Origin of the sequence: Actinomadura luteofluorescens (assembly GCF_013409365.1) — a bacterium.
GTDB lineage: Bacteria > Actinomycetota > Actinomycetes > Streptosporangiales > Streptosporangiaceae > Spirillospora > Spirillospora luteofluorescens.
In genome coordinates this window covers 2,474,120-2,494,372 of record NZ_JACCBA010000001.1, presented here as the reverse complement: position 1 = coordinate 2,494,372, position 20,253 = coordinate 2,474,120, and the positions used below count along the sequence as shown (strand labels likewise).

Genomic DNA, 20,253 nt, shown 5'->3' with positions numbered 1-20,253 from the left:
CGGCCGGGCCAGGGAACACGGTGGCGGCTTCCGCCATGGCGGGAACCCGTCAAACGGACCGGGAAGCCGTACATTTAGGACGTGTCCGATTCGCCGCTCCTGGAGGGACTCGGGGTGACCGCCGCCGAGGAGGCGGCGTACCGCACCCTGCTGCGGGAGGGCCCGTCCACCCTCGCCGACCTCGCGGCGCGCCACGGCGCGTCCGTCGCGGCACTGCGCCGCCTCCTGCCGCGCCTTGAGGACCTCGGCCTCGTGACCCGCCTGGCCGGGCGCCCGCTGCGCCTCCTCGCCACCCCTCCGCACGTCGCGGTGGAGGCCCTCGTCGCCAGCCGCCAGGAGGAGATCGCCCGCAGCCGCGCCGCCATCGGCCCGCTCCTGGCCGAGGCCGCGCCGCACCCGGAGGAGCTCGTCGAGGTCGTCAGCGGCCGGACGGCCGTGTCCCGCCGCTACCTGCAGCTCATGAACGGCGCCCGCGAGGAGCTGCTCGTCCTCGTCCAGCCTCCGTTCGCGACCGACGCCACCGTGTCGAGCGACGAGCAGGAGCGCACCATGCGCCGCGGCATCGCGGTGCGCGGCATCTACGGCCCCGAGGCGCTCGACGAGCCGCACGCCCTCGACCACGTCCGCCGCGCCGTCGCGTCCGGCGAGCAGGCCCGCCTCGGCGCCGTCCCCATCAAGCTCGCCGTCGCCGACCGCCGCACCGCGATGCTGCCGCTCACCTCGCAGCACGCCAGCTCGGTCGACAGCTCCCTGATCGTCCACCCGTCCGCCCTGCTGGACGCCCTCGTCTCGCTCTTCGAGGCGCTGTGGCGCTCCGCCGTCCCGCTCCCCGGCCAGGACGCCCCGGACGACACCGTCCTCGCCCTCCTCGCCGCGGGCCTCACCGACGACGCCATCGCGCGCCGCCTCTCCATCAGCACCCGCACCGTCCAGCGCCGCGTCCGCGACCTCTGCGACCGCCTCGGCGCCCGCACCCGCTTCCAGGCCGGCGCCCTCTACACCCACCACCAGGACCGATGACACGCCTCGGTTCGGAGTCGTGCGGGGGAGCAGATCGGCGGTCCGGCTGACGTTCCGCCTCCGCCGCCGCATCCTGGATCGTGACGCGGGTCGCTCACTGTGAGGCCATGCCCGGTTCGCCGCCCGCCCTGCACCATTTCCTGGTTTATCGACCGGTGTAGTTGATAAATCCGCACCATCCCGCACGGTCCCTCTTGCCGGTTTCCACAACCGGTGGTCGATCGCTCCCCGAGCGGCGGCCACCGGTTCGCGGAACCGGTGGCTCGTCGCTCGCGGAGCGCTCCGGCCTCTCACAACCTAGAGGGGCAGGACTATGTCCTCTTCACTCGACCTCCGCCGGCCGTTCGCCGGCAGGGGTTACGTCGTGGCGAGCCTGGTGTCGTCGGGCATCGGCTACGCCTTCACCACGAGCTTCCTCGCACTGGAGGTGGCGGCACCGATGCAGACGGTCGGTGCCCTCGCCCTCTGCGTGCTGATGCTTCTTACAGGACGGTCTCCGTTCAGGCGGTACCAGCGGCCCATGTGGTGGCCGATCGCCCGCCTGACCGGGGGGAACGCCGCCGTCGCGGTCCTGTACCCGTTCGCCGTGCAGCGCCTGAACCTGGGCACCGTCGCCGCGGTCGTGGTACTCGGCTACCTCTCGGTGGGCTTCAAGAGGATCTGGCTCTTGAGGGCCACCGCGTGGGGATTCAAGCACCTGTGCGGGCGCGCGCTCGTCGTGGGTGGAATCGTCATGCTCAACTGGCCTCTGCAGGGCGGGATCGTGGGCCTGCTGTGCGCTTTCGGTAGCGCATGGTGCGTTTGGAACACGGTCACCGTGCTCGGGACGATGAAGGACCACGGACTGGCGGACCAGGGCGCCACGTTCGCCAACCTGCTGTCGGCGCCGGTGCTGTTCGCGCTGGTGTTCCTGCTGCAGGGCGGTGACTGGGTGTCCCGGGAGTTGTTCCTCGTGGCCGGGCTGGCAGGTCTGCTCACGCTGATGCTGCCGGTCCTCTTCACCAACGCCGCGCTTCGCCGTATCTCGAAGCTCGACGTCGGTGTCATGCAGTCGCTCTCGACGCCGGTCCACGCCATGGTGGCGCTGGTCGGCGCCGCAATGGGGCGGCTGCCGTCCGACCAGCGGCTCTCCTTCCCGGACTGGGCCGCCATCCTCCTGATCGCCGGCGCCGCCTTCGGAGTCTCCTCTCTCAGGGAGCCTTCCGGCGGCGCGCTCCGCGTCGGGACCCAAACCAGCGGCAAGTGACACGCCGCTGACCCGCAACGGCGGAGAGGACCACCCTTTCCGCCGTTGCACCTCCGCCGCGCCCGTCCTGCGTCCGGAACCCGGAGGTCGATCAGGTCAGGTCGAGCTCCCCGGCCTTGACCGACCGCGTGAAGGCGGCCCAGGCGGCGACGCCGAAGGTCAGCTTCGGCCCCTCCGCATCCTTGGAATCCCGCACCCCGACCACCGGCGAAAGGTCGGCCACCTCAACACAGTTGCCGCCGTCGTGGTCGCTGTAGCTGCTCTTACGCCAAAGGCTTGCCACCTCTACGCACTCGCCGCCTTGGTGGTCGCTGTAGCTGCTCTTGCGCCACAGGCTTGCCACTTCGACGCAGTCGCCGCCGCTGTGCCCGCTGTAGCTGCTCTTGTGCCACTCGACGGTCTGCCAGTCGTTCATAGACCCTCCATCACCGTCTTTATCAAGGCCCGCGACTCCTTAATGGGGAGCGCGTGACCACGGAGCAAGTCCCAGCGTACGACTTTGTGCGTCACTCTGACAGGCCGTTCGATCAAGAGCCCCTCTCCTGCCGACTCGGTGTAGGCCAGGTCTGGCCAATCGTCGAAGGTGAGGATGGTGAAGTCGCCTCCGAGACCGACGTGGTAGCCAGTGTTTTGCGGGATGACCTGGACCATCGTGTTGATTCGCTCAGAAGCGAGGAGCAGAGCATTGAGTTGGTCACGCATGACCTCGGGGCTGCCGACCAGGCGATGCAGCACGGTTTCGTCCAGCACAAGCCAAACGTGAGGCAGGCTCTTACGGGTGATGGCTGCCTGCCGTTCCATACGTCTCGCCGTCAACTCCGAGACATTTGTCTCGTCTGTAGTCGTGATGATGGCGCGTGAGTAATCCTCGGTCTGGAACAGGCCATTGATTAGCAGTGCACTGTAGATGCGGTAGGACGTGGCCTGCTTCTCGTATCCCAGGTACTCGGCGAAGCCGGGCGGGAGAATGAACTGGACTTCGATGTCCTTGGCGAGCTTCCACAAGCGATAGTAGTGGCCGTCCGTCTTGAAGTAAGTGTCGAGGTCACGAGCGCTTTGCTCGGAGATCTTGCGTCCGCTCTCCATGGTGCTGATCCATTGCGGCGTGCACCCAAGCGCGTCCGCGAGTTCTTTGCCGGTGATACCGGCTTTGCCGCGCATGCGACGGAGTTCGTTGCCGAAGAAGACGCGCGCCCGATTTTCGCTCATGAGAAACCTCCGGAGGTAAACCACGGGGAAGTGGTTGAGTTGATCTCGGGTGGACTTGACCGGGGGTGCCGCGAGGTCACTACCGCACTTTTACCTTCCCCGTGAGACTGGTCGCAAGTGTTTTCGACGCGAAAGCGGGTGGGGAGGTTTCGAGATGTCCAGGTCGTCGGAATCGAAAGGCTTTGCGACGGGGCGAATACCCCTGATGTCTGATTGGTTCGGCGAATTTTCGCGGGACGGGTGCGTCGCGCGGCGGCACACCACGCTGAGCCCCTATCAGCTCCTTAATGGATGCCTGGGGGAGGTCCAAGCGCGGGACACGGACGAACTGTGGTTGCTCTGCGACGCCCAGACGCGCCTGTTGGAACGGATCGCTCTCGCGGAGTTCCTGAGGGGGCGACCGTGAGCGTTCCAGAGCACGAGTCCCCGGCCGTCGAGTCGTACGTGCGTCTGCAAGTCCTGGGGATGCACCTCAGGGCGCACGGGTTCACGATCCACCACGTGGCGGGTGGGCTGGTCGTCCGGAACATGACGTCCACCGCGCGGAGCCGCTGCGGGGCCAGGGGAGTGTCCGCCGACACCATCACCTGCCGTCCCCGAGAGGAGGACGAGGGTCGCTACTGGTACTTCACGTCCTGGCGGCAGCCCATCGCCGAGGCCGAGCGGATCACCGACGCGCTGGTGATGATCAAGGGTTATCTGGGGGCCCCGGCATGAGGGCCGAGGACCGGGCCCGGAGGGCCGAGACGGCCGCCTACCTCGCCGCGCTGAGGCGCGAGTTCCCGGCGTTCGGCATCGTCGCCGACCCGGAACGTCCCATCTGGATGGCGGTGCGCGGCAACGACGTCTTCATCCGGGCCACCGACGGCCACGTCCTCCGCCGGAGACTCCTGGAGCTGGCGAAACGGTGAGTCCCGCCCACGTGCGAAAACCTCACCAAGATGCTAACTGTTCGTTACTGATCGACTACTTTGCGACATGGTGGGGAAGGGGTTCCCGCATCCCTTATCCGAGGTGTGTGGAGGCGATGCCCCGATGAGCGAGATCCCGACCCTGTCCGGCACGGCCGGCGCGTCCGCGGCGTCCGGGCTGCCCAGCACGATCGTCCGGTCCGGCGACAAGCGGTATCCGGCGCTCAGCCGCGGGTTCAACCAGCGGTGGATCGGCGAGCCCGAGTACGTGCGGCTGGTGCGGTCGCCGGAGGAGGCGCGGGCGGCGCTCGCCGAGGCGGTGCGCGAGCGGCCGGCCGACCCGCGGCGGACGCGGATCACGGTCAAGGCCGGCGGGCACTGCTACGAGGACTTCGTCTGCGGCTCCGACGTGCGGGTCATCCTGGACGTGAGCCCGATGTGCGGGGTGACCTACGACCCCGCGATGCAGGCGTACTGCGTGGAGGCCGGGGCGACGAACTGGCACGTCTACAGCCACCTGTACCCGATCAGCGGCAAGGCGCTGCCCGGCGGGTCGTGCTACTCGGTCGGGCTTGGCGGGCACATCCCGGCTGGCGGGTTCGGGCTGCTGTCGCGGCAGCACGGCCTCACCGTCGACTACCTCTACGCGGTGGAGGTGGCGGTCGTGGACGAGCACCAGAACGTCGAACTGGTCGTGGCCCGGCGCGACGACGGCGACCGGTGGCTCCGCGACCTGCTCTGGGCTCACACAGGGGGAGGCGGCGGGAACTTCGGTCTGGTCACCCGGTTCTGGTTCCGGGGCTTGCCGCAACCCCCGAAGCAGGTGCTGTTGACGGCCCTCGCGTGGGACTGGAAGGACTTCACCAAGAACGAGTTCGCCGCGCTGCTGGAGACGTTCGCGGAGTACTTCCGCGACCACCAGGACCCGTCCACGGCGGCCGGGAAGCTCTTCGCGATGCTGAAGCTCAACCACGTCAGCAACGGCCAGATCGGGATGCTGGCCCAGGTGGACGTCGACGACCCCGACGGGGCGAGGGCGATGACCGACTTCATCGTGGCCCTCGACGGGCGCATCGGCCCGGCGGCGAGGCCCATGCGCACGATGATGGGCGAGCACTTCGTGCACCTGGAGATCCCGCGCGTGATGCCGTGGCTGACCGCCACGCAGGCCCTGAACGCCAGCGGCGAGAACCGCTGCGGAAAGTACAAGTCGGCCTACCTGCGCAAACCTTTCACCGAACAGCAGGTCGACGCCATGTGGGCGTATCTAGGCAAAGAGAAGTACACCGACTACGTGAACAAGCAGGCGCTCATCCAGGTCGACTCGTACGGCAGCGCCGTCAACAGGCCGCTGCACAAGACAGCGGCGCGGCAGCGCGATTCCATTATGAAACTCCAGTACCAGGTGTACTGGACGCAGAATGACGCCTACGAGGACACGCACATCGCGTGGATCCGCGACATCTACAAGGCGACGTTCGCCGCGACCGGTGGCGTCCCCGTCGCGGACGGCGAGACCACGGACGGCTGCTACATCGGCTATCCCGACGCGGATCTGAACGACGGGCACTGGAACGGGTCGTCCCAGACGTGGGAGACGCTCTACTACAAGGACGCCTACGCGAAACTCCAGGAGGTCAAACGGCACTGGGATCCGGGAAACGTGTTCCGGCACGCCCAGTCCGTCCGCCCGGGGAAGCCGGGGTAGCGGCACGGGCCGGTAGCCCAGCGTCACGGATCATCTCGCCTTTATTGCATTCTGTGCCAATACTTGCGGCTGTGACAGCGGGGACAGTAGTTTCGTCGGGCGAGCGGAGCGTCGGGCCCGGCGTGGCCCGAGCGGCTGGGGAGTCATGAAGAAGCGTACCGACAGGAAGATCGCCATCGCGGGCACCGCGGCGGCGGCCGTGCTGCTGCCCACCGTCATGGTCGGCCTCGCGCAGGCCGGCGTGGGGGTCCCGAAGGGCAAGTCGGAGGCCAGCGGGAACTCCAAGCCGATCCCGTCGTTCGGCCCCGCGACGCAGCCGTCGGTCCCCGGCGGCGCGTCCGCCTCCCCGACGAAGTCGCCGGGTTCGGCGAAGCTGCCCAGCGTCCCGCTGAACAGCAACCCGTTCCGCACCGGCCAGGGGTCGCCGAGCCCCGACGACCCCGACAGCAACGCCGGCAACCGCGGCAAGAAGCCGCAGATGCCGTCCGGCTCGGCGCCGGGCAAGTACGCCAAGGCCCCCGATGGCGCCGCCATCACCGGCGTCAAGAAGATCAGCTCGCGGATCTTCGACGTCACGATCGCCTCGCCGGCGCTGGGCGCCGCCGTGAAGACCCGCGTGATGGTCCCCAAGGGCTGGAAGGCCGGCGCCACCAGGTCGTGGCCGACCGTGTACGCCTACCACGGCGGCAACAACAACTACCTGTCCTGGACCAAGGACTCCAACATCGAGCAGGTCATCGGCTCCTACGACGCGATGGTCGTGATGCCCGAGGGCGGCTGGAACGGGTCCTACACCAACTGGTTCAACGGCGGGAAGGGCGGCATCCCCGAGTGGGAGACCTTCCACATCGGCGAGGTCATCCCGCTGATGGAGCGCAACTTCCACGCCGGGTCGGTGCGCGCCGCGATCGGCCTGTCGTCCGGCGGGCAGGGTGCCATCACCTACGCCGAGCGGCACCGCATGTTCAAGTACGCCGCCTCCTACAGCGGCGCGCTCAACATCACCGCGCCGGGCATGCCGGTCATCCTGACGTCCATGAACCGCGAGGCGGGCACCGCCATCTGGGGCGACCCGATCACCGCGCGGGCGAACTGGCGGGCGCACGACGCGACCGTCATGGTGTCGAAGCTGAAGGGCGTCGGCGTCTACGTCTCGTCCGGCAACGGGCAGCCCGGCCCCTACGACAAGCCCGACACCCCGCCCCACGACGCGGGACGCATCGGCGAGCAGCTCGCCGGCACGATGAACGAGAACTTCGTCGCTGCCGCGCAGAAGGCGGGCGTGCCCGTCACCTCCCATCTGTACGGGCCCGGCATGCACAACTGGAAGTACTGGCGCATCGAGCTGGTCCGAAGCTGGCCGACCATCGCCAAGGCCATCGGCGCCCGCAAGTCCTGACCGCCCGCACGGAGGCCCGGGGAGCGGCACGGTGAAGGGGTTCGCCCGGCGCGAGTTCCAGCTCGTGCTGCTGCGCCGCATGGCCGACTACCAGCCGGGCCTCGTCGAGGACGCGATGCGGTCGCTCGGCGCGTCGCGCACGGAGATGCGCGAGGTCAACGCCCGGTGGCAGCGCATCCTGCGGTCCCGGACATTCCCGCGCGGCCGCCGCCGCTTCGAGACCGTCCTCGGCCCGCCCGCCGGGGCGGGGGAGCACCAGATCGGCGACGTCGCCTGCGAGGTGGCGTGGTGGCCGCCCTTCCCCCTGTGGCCCGGCCTGCGCTTCGAGATCATGATGGGCCCGGACGGCACGGTCATGCAGGAGTGGCTCGTCCGCGACGACGGCGTGCCGGTGCCGCCGCTGGAGACCGTGGACGACCTCGTCCCGTGGTCGTGCGTCGCCGGCGACGTGGACGCCCGCTTCGGCGCGGTCGCGCACCAGGACGGCGAGGTCCCGAGCCGCTGGCACGCCACGCTCGCGGGCCCGGACGGCACCACCCTGGTCGCGCACTTCGTCTGGGGGCTCCTCCAGACCGTCGAGAGCGTCTGAAACGGTCCAACGCCCGGACGGGGCCGCCGACATTGGGGTGATCTTAGGGATCCGCGTCCCCGGAGATTGCGCACTCGTCCATAACGTGGGGATATGCGAACTTTGGAGGGTCGGCGATGCCCGAAGTAACCGCATATGCCCCCGGATATCCCACCTGGGCCGAACTGGTCACCCCGGACGTGCGCGCTTCCCAGAAGTTCTACACCGAGCTCTTCGGCTGGTACGTCTACACGCTGGCGGGCGACCTCAACGACTACTCGATCTTCACCCTGGGCGGCGTCCAGGGGCCCGAGGTCGCCGGCATGCAGCCGCTCGCGGACGCCTCGATGGAGCCGACGTGGACGTGCTACTTCCGGACCGACGACATGCGGGCCACGCTCGACACCGTGCGCGCCATGGGCGGGCACGAGCTGAGCGAGCCCACCGACCTCTCCAACCTCGGCCGGATGGCCCACTGCGCCGACCCCGAGGGCGCCGACTTCGCCCTGTGGGCCCCCTACGACTTCCAGGGCGCGGGCGTCGTGGACGAGCCGTCCGCGATGTGCTGGATGGAGCTGGCCTCCCACGACGTCGAGGAAGCCCGCCGCTTCTACGGGGCCGTCTTCGGCTGGACGGCCGTCGACCGCGACTACCTCGCGCCCGGCTACACCAACTGGAAGGTCGGCGAGTGGTCCGTGGCGGGCATGGTGCCGCTGGAGGAGTGGTGGCCGGCCCACTTCGAGCCCCACTGGATCCCCTACTTCTGGGTCGCCGACTGCGACGCCATCGCCGCGCGGGCGGCCGAGCTGGGGGCGGTCGTCCACATCCCGCCGACCGACATCAAGCCCGGCCGCTTCGCCGTCATGACCGATCCGTGCGGGGCGCGCCTGGCCGTCCTCACCCCGGCCGCCGGTTCGCGCCTCACCTTCCGTCCGCACGGCTGACAGAGGCCCCGCCCGCCGCGCCGGCCCCGTGCAGACGCGGAGATTGGGGTGATCTTGGGGATTCGCGTCATCGGGGATTGCGCGGGCCTCCCTAGCCTGGAGGAATGCGCGCTGCAAGGGCGCGGCGATGCCGGAGGTGACCCGATGCCCGAGGTGACCGCGTTTCCCCCCGGCCACCCGACGTGGGCCGAGCTCGCGACCCCGGACCCGCAGGCGTCCGAGCGGTTCTACCGCGGCCTGTTCGGCTGGTCCTCCTACACGCTGACCGTGGGCGACCTCGGCGACTACGAGATCTTCACCCTGGGCGGCGTCCAGGGGCCCGAGGTCGCCGGGATGCAGGCGCTCGCCTACGACTCGGCGACCGCGTCCTGGACGTGCTACTTCCGTTCCGACGACCTCCCCGCCACGCTCGCCGCCGTGCGCGAGGCGGGAGGCCTGGAGACGTTGGAGCCCACCGACATCGCCGATCTGGGGCGGATGGCCCTGTGCTCCGATCCCGAGGGCGCCGACTTCGGGCTCTGGTACCCCTACAACCTGAAGGGCGCGGGCGTCGTCGACGAGCCGTCCGCGATGATCTGGGTGGAGCTGGCCGCCCGCGACATCCAGCGGGCCCGCCGCTTCTACGGGGCGGTGTTCGGCTGGAGGGCCGTCGACCGCGACTACTACGACTCCGTCTACACGCACTGGAAGGTCGGAGACCGGGCGGTGGCGGGCATGGTCTCCATGGACGAGCACTGGCCGCCCGGCTACCCCTCGCACTGGACCCCGTTCTTCTGGGTCTCCGACTGCGACGCGTCCGCGGCCCCGGGCCGTCGAGCTCGGCGCCCAGGTCCGCATCCCCCCGACCGACATCAAGCCCTGCCGGTTCTGCGTCGTCACCGACCCGACCGGCGCTCGCCTGGGACTGGTCACCCCCACCACGGACGTCCTGGCCGAGCGCGAACGCCCCTGACCTCCGCCCGGCAGGTCAGCGGCCGAGGGGCCCGGAGCCGGGCGCGGGCGGCGCGTCCTGGGAGTGCAGGCGGCCGAGGAGCATCAGGACGAGCTCGTCGATGACCTCGTCGAGGGTGGCGTCCACCCAGCCGGCGGTCCAGTCGTGCAGGAGGCCGTTGATGCTGCCGATGAAGGCGGTCGCCGCGATCCGGTAGTCGCGGTCGGTGATCTCGCCGCGCCCGGCCGCGGCGGCGGCCTCGGCGCAGATGAACTCGACCCAGCGGGCGCGGCGGGTGAGGCGCTGGCGGTCCAGCCGGGGGCTGACGCCGATGATCTCGACGAACGCGATCCGGATGCGGGCCCGGTCGGCGGTGATGCTGGCGGCGTAGGCGCGGAACAGGTGGGCCGTGCGCTCGGCGAGCCCGAGGCCCGCGACGGACGGCAGCGCGGCCACGACGTCCCGCTCGGCGGCGTCGTTGACCTCCAGGTGCAGTTCGGCGAGGAGGTCCTCCAGCGTGCTGAACTCCTCGTAGAACTGGCGGGTGGACAGCCCGGCCGCCTCGCTGAGCGCCGCGACCGTGGTGCCGCGGTAACCGGGGCCGCGGCCGAACATCTCCAGCCCGGCGTCCAGGAACCGGCGGCGCCGCTCGGCGCGCCGCTCGGCCGCGGACCGGCCGCCGTACCTGCCGGTCGGTGTCGCGCGCCTGCCCGCCACGTGGTTCCCTCCGTCCGTCCGGACGGCATCTTCCCGCAAATCAGTCCTGTGTCACACATCACCTCGCTGTGGTCTCGCTCACCGGGGCGGTCAGGTGGACAGCCGCCTCAGCAGGTCGCGGCTCGCGGCGGCCATCGCCGGGGGGACGTCCAGCTCCTCCAGCATGGCCGCGGCGGCGTCCATCTCGGCGGCGCGGCGGGCGGCGTGCCGGTACGTCCCGGCGACGAGCCGGTCCACGGTGTGCTCCCCGGCCGCCACCAGCTCCGCGACGATGTTCTCGCGCAGCCAGTCCTCGCAGCCGGCCGCCCGCGCCGCCTCCAGCGCCTCGACCACCGACCCGGCCAGCCCCTTGAAGAACACGCTGCGCAGCAGCTTGCGCCCGGCCGCCGCGCCCGCCCCGGCGTCCATCACCTCGATCCCGGCGCCGAACGGGGTGAGGAGCGCGGCGGCGTCGCCGGCGCCCCCCGCGCAGGCCAGCATCGGCGTGCGGAGCCCCCGGCCCGGCACCGGCGCCATGATCGCCACGTCGGCGAACGGGACGCCGGCCCGCCGCGCGAGCGCGTCCAGCTCCCGCTTCAACCCGGGCGACCCGGTGTTCAGATCGGCCCACACGGCGTCCCCGGCGGCGCCGATCCCCGCCGTGAGCGCCGCGACCGCGTCGTGCGCGCTGTTGACGCTCAGCACCAGGTCGGCCCCGGCGGCGGCGCCGGCCTCGCTCGCGGCCTGGACGATCCCGCCGGACGCGGCGACGGCCGGGTCGTAGCCCCGCACCACCGCCCCCGCGGCCACCAGGTCGCGCGCGATCGCGCCGCCCGCCTCGCCCAGCCCGAGTACGGCGATCACCGTCATGCGTCCTCCTCCGCGGCGGGACGGTCCCGTGAACCGCTACCCTAGATCGAACCAAAATTGGCGACAATCCCGGAGACTCCGTGAGCGACGTGACGGCCGCGATCCGCGAGGCGATCCTCGGCGGCGAGTTCGTGCCGAACCAGCGGCTGGTCGAGGCCGACCTGTCGGAGCAGTTCGCGGCGAGCCGCGCCGGCGTCCGCGCGGCCCTCGCCGTCCTCGCGGGCGAGGGCCTGGTCGAGCGCGTCCAGAACCGGGGCGCCCGCGTGCGCGCCGTCTCCGTGGCGGAGGCCGTCGAGATCACCGAGGTCCGGATGGTGATCGAGGGGCTGTGCGCGGCGAAGGCCGCCGAGCGCGCCGGCACCGCCGAGGTCGGCGACCTGCGGACGATCGGCGAGGAGATGCGCGCCGCCGTCGCGTCCGGCGACGTGCTCGGCTACTCCCGGCTGAACGAGCGCCTGCACCGCCGCGTCCGCGAGATCAGCGGGCAGCGGACCGCCTCGGGCGTCCTGGAGCGCCTGCGCGCCCAGAACGTCCGGCACCAGTTCAAGCTGGCCATGCACCCGGGCCGCCCCCAGGTGTCCCTGCCGCAGCACCTCGCCATCATCGACGCGATCGCGGCGCACGACCCGGACGCCGCCGAGCGGGCCGCCCGCGCGCACCTGCGCAGCGTCATCGAGACCCTCGGCGAGATCGCCTCCTAGCCGGAAAACCCTTCGCGCGCGCCCTCCCGCGGCCGTTACGGTCGGCCTGCCGCGCGGCACGATCCTGTCCTGCGGCGGTCGTCATCAGAGAGAACCAGGAGGATTCCCGATGACAACAACCACAGCCCTTGCTCTGACCAAGGTTCGCAACATCGGGATCATGGCGCACATCGACGCCGGCAAGACGACGACCGCCGAGCGGATCCTCTTCTACACCGGCGTGTCGCACCGCATCGGCGAGGTGCACGACGGCAACACCGCGCTGGACTACACCAAGCAGGAGCGCGACCGGGGCATCACCATCACCTCCGCGGCGACGACCTGCCGCTGGACCGTCCAGGACGGCCCCCGGCGGCGAGCACACGATCAACCTGATCGACACGCCGGGCCACGTCGACTTCACGATCGAGGTCGAACGGTGCCTGCGCGTCCTCGACGGCGCCGTGGCCGTGTTCGACGGCGTCGCGGGCGTCGAGCCGCAGTCGGAGACGGTGTGGCGCCAGGCCGACCGCTACGGCGTGCCGCGGATCTGCTTCGTCAACAAGCTCGACCGCGCCGGCGCCGACTTCGCGCGCTGCGTCGACATGATCGGCGAGCGGCTCGGCGCCGTCCCGCTGGTCGTGCAGCTGCCGATCGGCGCCGAGTCCGGGTTCGAGGGCGTCGTCGACCTCGTCTCCGGGCGGGCGCACGTCTGGCCGGACGACCGGCACGCCGTGGTGGACGTCCCGTCCGGCATGGCCGAGGACGTCCGCCGCTGGCGCGGCAGGCTCGTCGAGACGCTCGCCGAGCGCGACGAGGAGGTCATGGAGCTGTACGTGGGCGGTGCGGAACCGTCGCCGGAGCAACTGCACGCGGCGATCCGCCGGCTCACCGTCGCCTCCGAGGCCACCCCGGTGCTGTGCGGCAGCGCGTTCCGCAACAAGGGCGTCGAGCCCCTGCTGGACGCGGTGGTGCGGTACCTGCCGTCGCCGCTCGACGTCGCACCGCCGGAGATCGGGGACGCCCTGGAGCGGACCCCGCTCTCCGCGCTCGCGTTCAAGATCGTGAGTGACCGGCACCTGGGCCGGCTCACCTTCGTCCGGATCTACACCGGGCGGCTGGAGGCGGGCGCGAGCGTGCTCAACAGCGTCAAGGAGCGCAGGGAGCGGATCGGCAAGATCTACCGCATGCACGCCGACACGCGCGAGGAGATCGCGTCGGCGGGCGCCGGCGACATCGTCGCGGTGATGGGGCTCAAGCAGACCTTCACCGGCGAGACGCTCTGCGACGCCGCGCGCCCGGTGGTCCTGGAGTCCATGGACTTCCCGGCGCCGGTCATCGAGGTCGCGATCGAGCCGCGCTCCAAGGCCGACCGGGAGAAGCTGAGCGCCGCGATCCAGCGGCTCTCGGAGGAGGATCCGTCGTTCCAGGTCCATGACGAGGAGGGCCAGACCGTCATCGGCGGGATGGGCGAGCTCCACCTGGAGATCCTCATCGACCGGATGCGGGAGGAGTTCCACGTCGAGGCGGGCGTCGGCCGGCCGCGGGTGGCCTACCGCGAGACGATCCGCGCGGCGGTCGACCGGGTCGACCTCACGCACCGCAAACAGTCGGGAGGCAAGGGCCAGTACGCGAAGGTGCAAATCGCCGTCGAACCCATCGAGGACGGGTACGAGTTCGTCAACCGGGTCACCGGCGGGCGGATCCCGAAGGAGTTCATCCCCTCGGTGGACGCGGGCTGCCAGGAGGCGATGCGCTTCGGCGTCCTCGCCGGGTACGAGATGACGGGCGTGCGGGTCACGCTGCTGGACGGCGACTTCCATCCCGTCGACTCGTCCGAGCTCGCCTTCAAGATCGCCGGTTCGCTGGCGTTCGGCGAGGCGGTGCGGCGCGCGTCCCCCGTGCTGCTCGAACCGGTGATGACCGTCGAGGTCACCGCCCCCGAGGAGCACCTGGGCGCGGTGATCGGCGACCTCAACGCCCGGCGCGGCCGGATCGAGGGGACCGACGAGCGGGCCGGCGCCCGGATCGTGCACGCCCTCGTCCCGCTGTCGGAGATGTTCGGCTATGTCGGGCACCTGCGCGGCATGACGTCGGGCCGCGGGGTGTTCACCATGCGGTTCGCGTCCTACGCGGAGGTCCCGGCCGCGGTCGCCCGGACCATCGTCTCGGGCTGAGGTGAAGGGGGGCCGGCTCTCGCCGGGCCCCCTGTCCGCGCGCGGCCCGGGATCTGGACGCCGAGACGTTCGCCACACGGGGTGTGCGAGGCGAGGACCCGGGAATCGTCGGTCGCGGAGCCACCGGCCCACTAGTCTCTGCCGGGGCGGGACGCCGGATCCCGCCGGTCCACGAGGAGGAGTCCGCAGGTGTTCGAGTCGGTGCTCGTGGCCAACCGCGGCGAGATCGCCGGGCGGATCGTGCACACCGCGCGCGCGATGGGGCTCAAGGCGATCGCGGTGTACTCCGCGGCCGACGAGGGACTGCCCTTCGTCGCCGAGGCGGACGAGGCCGTCCTGATCGGGCCCGCGGAGCCGTCCGGCAGCTACCTCAACGCGGCCGCGATCCTGGAGGCCGCGCACCGGACCAACGCGCAGGCCGTCCACCCCGGCCACGGGTTCCTCGCCGAGAGCGCCGCGTTCGCCCGGCAGGTCGCCGAGCGCGGCCTGGTCTGGGTCGGCCCGCCGGCGCTCGCCATCGCCCGGATGGGCGACAAGATCAACGCCCGGAACCTGATGAAGGAGGCGGGCGTCCCCGTGGCGCCCGGGGTCTGGGAGCCCGTGCCCGACGCGGCGACGGCCGCCGAGGAGGCCGAGCGCATCGGCTACCCCGTCATGGTGAAGCCCGCCGCGGGCGGCGGCGGCATCGGGCTGGCCGCGGCCCGCGACGAGACGTCGCTGCGCAAGGCGTTCGAGGAGGCCCGCGCCGCCTCCGAGCGGCTCTTCGGCCGCGGCGACATCCTGCTGGAGCGGTACGTCGAGCGCGCCCGGCACGTCGAGGTGCAGATCCTCGGCCTCGCCGACGGCACGGTCGTCGCGCTGGGGGAGCGCGACTGCTCCGTCCAGCGCCGGTACGGCAAGGTCGTGGAGGAGTCCCCGTCCCCCGGCGTCACCCCGGCGCTGCGCGAGCGGATGCTGGCCGCCGCCGTCCGCGCGGGCGAGGCCGTCGGCTACCGCGGCGCCGGCACCGTCGAATGCCTCGTCGACCCGGCCGCGCAGGAGTTCTACTTCCTGGAGATGGACACCCGCCTCCAGATCGAGCACCCGATCACCGAACTCGTCACCGGCATCGACCTCGTCGAGCAGCAGTTCCGGATCGCCGCCGGCGAACCGGTCTCCTTCACCGGCACCGCCCCGCGCGGGCACGCCGTCGAGTTCCGCGTCTGCGCCGAGGACCCGCACCGCTTCCTGCCCGGCACGGGCGAGATCACGGTGTGGGAGGAGCCCGTCGGCGAGGGCATCCGCATCGACGCCGGCTACGCCGAGGGCACCACCGTGACCCGCCACTACGACCCGCTGCTGGCCAAGCTGTGCGTCCACGGCGACGACCGCCCCCACGCCCTGGCCCGCGCCCGCGCCGCCCTGGAGGCGTTCCACATCGAGGGCCCGCCGACGAACCTGCCCTTCCTGCGCGAACTACTCGACCGCCCGGAGTTCGCCAGTGGCGACTACGACACCGGGCTGGTGACGCGCATGCGCAGCCCCCAGGCCCCCTGAGCGCGCTGCCCGGGCGCCCGTCGTAGAGTGACGCCGTGTACTGCGACCGCTGCGGCGAGCCCGCCGAGGGCGACCACACCCCCTGCCGGACCGCCCGCCGGATGGAACCGCCCCGCTACTGCCCCGACTGCCGCCGCCGCCTGAAAGTCCAGGTCACCCCGACGGCCTGGACCGCCGAATGCTCCCACCACGGCCCCCTCACCCCCGAGGGTCAAGCGCCCTAGGGGTTCTACTCAGCGAGAGGCCGCTCGACTCCGCCTCCGCGTTCGAGGCGGTTGACGGAGGCCAGCAGCCGCCGGGCGTTCTCGGGGCTTTTGACCAGGTAGGCGGTCTCCGTCAGCGACTCGCCGCCGTCGGGCGCCTTGATGACCAACGGCTCCTTGCCGGGGTGGGGGTCGATCACTCGGGGTCTCCATGTGTGCGGGGAGTCGGGTCCGCGTTCCGGAACGACAGGGCGTAGGTGAGGAGGACCACGCCTGGGGCCGGGGTCCAGTCGTGGTCGGGGGTGCGGACGAAGCCCATCTTCTCGTACATGCGCTGCGCGGACTCCATGTTGCGCTGCGTCGACAGGCGCAGGCCGGACAGGCCGGCCGCGCGGGCCCGCTCGACGCAGGCGCGCACCATGGCGCGGCCCGCGCCCTTGCCCCGGGCAGTCTCCAGGACGGCGAGCATGCGGAACTCGGCCTCGTCCGGTCCGGCGAGCTCCGCGTAGGGGGAGCCGGGCGGGCAGTACGCGACGGCTCCAGCGATCTGCCCGGCGTCTTCGGCGACGAGCAGTTCGGCCTTCGCGGCCCGGTCGGCGGCGTCGCGCAGCTTGTGCACGTACGACGACTCTGGACTGACCAGGCCGCCGTGCACGTAGACCTCCACGGTCAGTTCGCCGACGAGGTCGTACTCCTCCGGGCGCGCCAGCCGAACGATCACTTGACGTCCTGGCAGGAGGACTCGGCGGGGAGGAGGGGGCGCAGGCGGACGGAGTACGTCCGGCCGCCGCTGCGCCACGCGGTGTCCGGGTTCGTGGCGGGGGCCTTCGCGGCCGGGGCGACCGTGCAGACCGCACCCGCCACCTGGACGCCCTTGCCGAGCGGCTCCAGCGGCCACGTCTTGACGGTGGCGCTTCCCGTGGTCGGCCCGGCGAGGACGGCGGTCTTCTCCGCCTTGTACGGCGCGGGCTTCCCGGTGAGGTCGGACGCGGGCCAGCCGGCCGGGTCGAGGCGCTTGAGGAACCGTCCCTCCGGGCCCGACTGCGTCTCGGGCTGGATGATCCGGGTCGTCGCTCCGTCCATGGAGACCACGACCGTGATCGCGTCCGCGACGCCGCCGGGGCCGACCGCGTGGGAGCGGGCGAGACCGGCCGCGCGGGCCTCGTCCAGCAGGCGCCGCAGGGCCTCGGGCTTCAGGCGGTACTCGGTCGGCCCGCTTTGGGACGCGGCCACCGCGCGGCCCGAGGAGTAGAGGGAGAAGTCGGGCAGGCTTCCGGGGCCGCCGAGACCGGCGATGCCGCCGGTCTTGCGCCACCGCAGGACGAGCTGCTCGCCCGCGGGGCCGTCCTTGGCGGGGGACGCGGTTGTGGCGGGTGCGGAAGCGGGGGGCTCGGCGGTGCCGGAGCCGTCGCCGCAGGCGGCCAGTGTGCCGCAGGCGGCGAGGGCGGCGCAGGCGAGTGCCGGCGCCCGGCGGGAGCGTGTGTACGGACCGGCCATGACGGTTGGACGCTCGGCGGCCCGCCCCGGTTCCGGCGTTTCCGGGAACACCCGGCGACGGGCCGATTCCGGGCCCGCGCTAGTGTGCCGATCTGTGAGTGTGCTCGTTGTGACCGGGACCTGCACGGGTGTGGGCAAGACCGTCGTCACCGCGGCGCTGGCCGCGGTCGCCGCGGCGCGCGGCGCGTCCGTCGCCGTCGTCAAACCCGGACAGACCGGTGCCGGCAAGGGCGACCCGGGCGACCTCGACGAGGTCCGCAGGCTCGCCGGGATCGACGACGTGCACGAGTACGCGCGGTTCCCCGACCCGCTGTCCCCGGCCGCCGCGGCCCGCCACGCGGGCCGGCCCCCCGTCCGGATGCCGGACGTCGCCGAACGCGTCCGGGACCTGGCGTCCGGGCGGCGGCTGGTGCTGGTCGAGGGCGCGGGCGGGCTCCTCGTCCGCTACGACGAGGAGGGCGCCACCATCGCCGACCTCGCGCGCTGGCTCGGCGCCGCCGTCGTGGTGGTGGCCCGGCCCGACCTCGGCACGCTCAACCACACCGCGCTCACCCTGGAGGCGATGGCGCACCGCGGGGTGCAGCTCGCCGGAGTGGTGATCGGCGCGTGGCCGGACGACCCCGACCTCGCCATGCGCAGCAACATCCGCGACCTGGAGACCATCGCGGCCCGCCCGCTGTCGGGCGCGCTGCCCGCCGGCGCGGGCGCCCTGGACCCGGCGGAGTTCCTCGTGGCCGCGCACCGCGGCCTGGCCCCCTCGTTCGGCGGCGGATTCGACGCCGCCGCCTTCCGCGCCGCCTTCGGCCCCGACAAGGAGAACACGTGACGGACATTCTCGACATCGCGCGCCGCCAGGTACTGGACGAGGGCGAGGGCCTGTCGCAGGGGCAGGTGCTGGAGGTCCTGAACCTGCCGGACGACCGGCTCCAGGACCTGCTCGCGCTCGCCCACGACGTCCGGATGCGGTGGTGCGGGCCGGAGGTCGAGGTCGAGGGGATCGTGTCGCTGAAGACCGGCGGCTGCCCGGAGGACTGCCACTTCTGCTCGCAGTCCGGCAAGTTCGAGTCGCCCGTCCGGTCGGTGTGGCTGAACATCCCCGAACTGGTCGAGGCGGCCAGGGAGACCGCCGCGACCGGTGCCACCGAGTTCTGCATCGTCGCCGCCGTGCGGGGACCGGACGAGCGGCTGATGTCGCAGGTCCGCGACGGCGTCAAGGCCATCAACGACGCCGTCGAGATCAACATCGCGTGCTCGCTCGGCATGCTCACCCAGGAGCAGGTGGACGAGCTGTCCGCGATGGGCGTCCACCGCTACAACCACAACCTGGAGACGGCCCGCTCCCATTTCCCGAACGTGGTCACCACCCACTCGTGGGAGGAGCGCTGGGACACCCTCCGCATGGTCAAGGACGCCGGCATGGAGGTGTGCTGCGGCGGCATCGTCGGCATGGGCGAGAGCGTCGAGCAGCGCGCCGAGTTCGCCGGGCAGCTCGCGGAGCTGGAGCCCGACGAGGTCCCGCTGAACTTCCTCGCGCCGCGGCCCGGCACCCCGTTCGCCGGCTACCCGCTGGTCGAGGGCACCGAGGCGCTGAAGACGATCGCCGCGTTCCGGCTCGCCCTGCCCCGCACCATCCTGCGGTACGCCGGCGGCCGCGAGCTCACCCTCGGCGACCTCGGCACCCGCGAGGGCATGCTCGGCGGCATCAACGCCGTCATCGTCGGCAACTACCTCACCACCCTGGGCCGTCCGGCCCGGCAGGACCTGGAACTGCTCACCGAGCTGAAGATGCCGATCAAGGAGCTCGGCCGGACGCTGTGAGACGGGACGGGCGGCCGGTCAGCGGCTCAGCCGGGTGATGAACTTGTAGCGGTCGCCCCGGTACAGGGACTGGGCCCACTCGACCGGCTGGCCCGTCGTGTCGAACGCGTGGCGCGACAGCAGCAGCATCGGCAGGCCGACGTCCACGCCCAGGAGCTGGGCGTCGTGCGGGGTGGCGAGGACCGTCTCTATCGTCTCCTCGGCCTCGGTGAGGTGGACGTCGTAGGCGGTCGCGAGCGTCTCGTACAGGGAGTGGTGGCGCGGCAGCTCCCGGCGCAGGCCGGGGAAGCGGCGGGCCGGGAGGTGGGAGGTGTCGATCGACATCGGCTCGCCGTCGGCCAGCCGGAGGCGGTGTATCCGCAGCACCCGGCCGCCGGGCCGGATGCACAGGAGCGTGGCGAGGCGCTCGTCGGCGCTGACGTAGCCGGCCTCCAGGATGCGCGTCTCGGGGCGCAGCCCGTGGTGCCGCATGTCCTCGGTGTAGCTGACGAGCTGGAGCTCCTGGGCGACCTTCGGCTTGGCGACGAAGGTGCCCTTGCCCTGGATGCGCTGGAGGCGCCCCTCGACGACCAGCTCGGCGAGGGCCTGCCGGACGGTCGTGCGGGACGTCTCGTACTTCTCGGCGAGGGTCCGCTCGGGCGGCAGCGGGCTGCCCGCGGGAAGCGACTGGATCAGCTCGACCAGCAGCTCCTTGAGCTTGTAGTACTTGGGGATCCGGGGCGCCTGGTTCGGGTGGCGCTTACCGAGGTCGCCGAGCGAGACCCGGTCGAAGCCGTGCTCGAACCCGCCCCCGTGCCGGGGCCCGCCCCTGACCTCCGTCACGGCATCTCCTCACGTTCA

22 protein-coding genes and 1 pseudogene are annotated in these 20,253 nt (G+C 71.7%); 15 read left to right on the top strand and 8 right to left on the bottom strand.

The window, feature by feature from the left end:
- The first annotated feature begins 81 nt into the window (after window positions 1-81).
- Together BJY14_RS11445 and BJY14_RS11440 are read left to right on the top strand one after the other, a co-directional pair.
- A complete protein-coding gene (locus BJY14_RS11445; protein WP_179843597.1) occupies window positions 82-1,020 on the top strand; it encodes a helix-turn-helix transcriptional regulator in 939 nt (312 codons plus the stop codon).
- A gap of 364 nt (window positions 1,021-1,384) precedes the next feature.
- Window positions 1,385-2,266 (top strand): DMT family transporter, encoded by an 882-nt coding sequence (locus BJY14_RS11440; RefSeq protein ID WP_179843596.1) that lies wholly within the window; start codon window positions 1,385-1,387, stop codon window positions 2,264-2,266.
- A gap of 91 nt (window positions 2,267-2,357) precedes the next feature.
- Here the strand turns inward: BJY14_RS11440 and BJY14_RS11435 are convergent, their stop codons facing one another.
- On the bottom strand, window positions 2,358-2,681 hold the full coding sequence (locus tag BJY14_RS11435) for a DUF397 domain-containing protein (protein WP_179843595.1): 324 nt from the start codon (window positions 2,679-2,681) through the stop codon (window positions 2,358-2,360).
- The gene (locus tag BJY14_RS11430; protein WP_179843594.1) at window positions 2,678-3,475 is read right to left on the bottom strand and encodes a helix-turn-helix domain-containing protein; all 798 of its coding nucleotides are present in this window, start codon (window positions 3,473-3,475) and stop codon (window positions 2,678-2,680) included. Before BJY14_RS11430 ends, BJY14_RS11435 begins: the two co-directional genes overlap by 4 nt.
- A gap of 402 nt (window positions 3,476-3,877) precedes the next feature.
- On the opposite strand from BJY14_RS11430, the gene BJY14_RS11425 reads away from it, so the two are divergent.
- From BJY14_RS11425 to BJY14_RS11395, 7 genes are all read left to right on the top strand, one after another.
- Window positions 3,878-4,192 carry a hypothetical protein gene (locus tag BJY14_RS11425; RefSeq protein WP_179843593.1) on the top strand — a complete coding sequence of 105 codons (315 nt, stop codon included), beginning with the start codon at window positions 3,878-3,880 and terminating at the stop codon, window positions 4,190-4,192.
- Window positions 4,189-4,386: a hypothetical protein gene (locus BJY14_RS11420; protein WP_179843592.1), complete on the top strand. Its 198-nt coding sequence runs from the start codon at window positions 4,189-4,191 to the stop codon at window positions 4,384-4,386. The genes BJY14_RS11425 and BJY14_RS11420 overlap by 4 nt, the downstream gene beginning before the upstream one ends.
- A 124-nt stretch (window positions 4,387-4,510) precedes the next feature.
- Complete coding sequence (locus BJY14_RS11415; protein WP_179843591.1) at window positions 4,511-6,094, top strand: FAD-binding oxidoreductase; 1,584 nt, start codon at window positions 4,511-4,513, stop codon at window positions 6,092-6,094.
- Window positions 6,095-6,239: 145 nt separating this feature from the next.
- The gene (locus tag BJY14_RS11410; protein WP_179843590.1) at window positions 6,240-7,493 is read left to right on the top strand and encodes an alpha/beta hydrolase; all 1,254 of its coding nucleotides are present in this window, start codon (window positions 6,240-6,242) and stop codon (window positions 7,491-7,493) included.
- 31 nt (window positions 7,494-7,524) lie between these two features.
- Complete coding sequence (locus BJY14_RS11405; RefSeq protein ID WP_218905289.1) at window positions 7,525-8,082, top strand: hypothetical protein; 558 nt, start codon at window positions 7,525-7,527, stop codon at window positions 8,080-8,082.
- Window positions 8,083-8,198: 116 nt separating this feature from the next.
- Window positions 8,199-9,005 (top strand): VOC family protein, encoded by an 807-nt coding sequence (locus tag BJY14_RS11400; protein WP_179843589.1) that lies wholly within the window; start codon window positions 8,199-8,201, stop codon window positions 9,003-9,005.
- A 144-nt stretch (window positions 9,006-9,149) separates the two neighbouring features.
- Entirely contained in the window at window positions 9,150-10,061 is a 912-nt protein-coding gene (locus tag BJY14_RS11395) for a VOC family protein (protein ID WP_179843588.1), read from the top strand.
- On the opposite strand, the gene BJY14_RS11390 is transcribed toward BJY14_RS11395, so the two are convergent.
- Window positions 9,973-10,653 (bottom strand): TetR/AcrR family transcriptional regulator, encoded by a 681-nt coding sequence (locus tag BJY14_RS11390; RefSeq protein ID WP_179843587.1) that lies wholly within the window; start codon window positions 10,651-10,653, stop codon window positions 9,973-9,975. The genes BJY14_RS11395 and BJY14_RS11390 overlap by 89 nt on opposite strands.
- Before the next feature lie 90 nt (window positions 10,654-10,743).
- Window positions 10,744-11,502 carry a DUF1932 domain-containing protein gene (locus BJY14_RS11385; protein ID WP_179843586.1) on the bottom strand — a complete coding sequence of 253 codons (759 nt, stop codon included), beginning with the start codon at window positions 11,500-11,502 and terminating at the stop codon, window positions 10,744-10,746.
- Between the two features lie 80 nt (window positions 11,503-11,582).
- On the opposite strand from BJY14_RS11385, the gene BJY14_RS11380 reads away from it, so the two are divergent.
- From BJY14_RS11380 to bsaP, 4 genes and pseudogenes are all read left to right on the top strand, one after another.
- On the top strand, window positions 11,583-12,203 hold the full coding sequence (locus BJY14_RS11380) for a GntR family transcriptional regulator (protein WP_312879145.1): 621 nt from the start codon (window positions 11,583-11,585) through the stop codon (window positions 12,201-12,203).
- 109 nt (window positions 12,204-12,312) lie between these two features.
- Window positions 12,313-14,359, top strand: a pseudogene (fusA, locus tag BJY14_RS11375) (elongation factor G).
- Window positions 14,360-14,548: 189 nt separating this feature from the next.
- Window positions 14,549-15,895 carry an acetyl-CoA carboxylase biotin carboxylase subunit gene (locus BJY14_RS11370; protein WP_179843585.1) on the top strand — a complete coding sequence of 449 codons (1,347 nt, stop codon included), beginning with the start codon at window positions 14,549-14,551 and terminating at the stop codon, window positions 15,893-15,895.
- Window positions 15,896-15,930: 35 nt separating this feature from the next.
- Window positions 15,931-16,119, top strand: a complete 189-nt coding sequence (bsaP, locus tag BJY14_RS11365) for a biotin synthase auxiliary protein BsaP (RefSeq protein WP_179843584.1) — start codon at window positions 15,931-15,933, stop codon at window positions 16,117-16,119.
- 5 nt (window positions 16,120-16,124) lie between these two features.
- Here the strand turns inward: bsaP and BJY14_RS11360 are convergent, their stop codons facing one another.
- Genes BJY14_RS11360 through BJY14_RS11350 form a run of 3 tightly spaced genes read right to left on the bottom strand, consistent with a single transcriptional unit; the run spans window position 16,125 to window position 17,595 of the window.
- Window positions 16,125-16,298, bottom strand: a complete 174-nt coding sequence (locus tag BJY14_RS11360) for a type II toxin-antitoxin system Phd/YefM family antitoxin (protein WP_179843583.1) — start codon at window positions 16,296-16,298, stop codon at window positions 16,125-16,127.
- Window positions 16,295-16,819, bottom strand: coding sequence for a GNAT family N-acetyltransferase (locus BJY14_RS11355; RefSeq protein WP_179843582.1), 525 nt, complete (start codon window positions 16,817-16,819; stop codon window positions 16,295-16,297). Before BJY14_RS11355 ends, BJY14_RS11360 begins: the two co-directional genes overlap by 4 nt.
- The gene (locus tag BJY14_RS11350; protein ID WP_179843581.1) at window positions 16,816-17,595 is read right to left on the bottom strand and encodes a hypothetical protein; all 780 of its coding nucleotides are present in this window, start codon (window positions 17,593-17,595) and stop codon (window positions 16,816-16,818) included. The genes BJY14_RS11355 and BJY14_RS11350 overlap by 4 nt, the downstream gene beginning before the upstream one ends.
- Before the next feature lie 94 nt (window positions 17,596-17,689).
- Between BJY14_RS11350 and bioD the strand changes: the two genes are divergently transcribed.
- Window positions 17,690-18,421 (top strand): dethiobiotin synthase, encoded by a 732-nt coding sequence (bioD, locus tag BJY14_RS11345; protein WP_179843580.1) that lies wholly within the window; start codon window positions 17,690-17,692, stop codon window positions 18,419-18,421.
- Window positions 18,418-19,413, top strand: a complete 996-nt coding sequence (gene bioB / locus BJY14_RS11340; protein WP_179843579.1) for a biotin synthase BioB — start codon at window positions 18,418-18,420, stop codon at window positions 19,411-19,413. Before bioD ends, bioB begins: the two co-directional genes overlap by 4 nt.
- An 18-nt stretch (window positions 19,414-19,431) precedes the next feature.
- Here bioB and BJY14_RS11335 read toward each other — a convergent pair whose 3' ends face one another.
- Entirely contained in the window at window positions 19,432-20,235 is an 804-nt protein-coding gene (locus tag BJY14_RS11335; RefSeq protein WP_179843578.1) for a GntR family transcriptional regulator, read from the bottom strand.
- Between the last annotated feature and the right edge of the window lie 18 nt (window positions 20,236-20,253).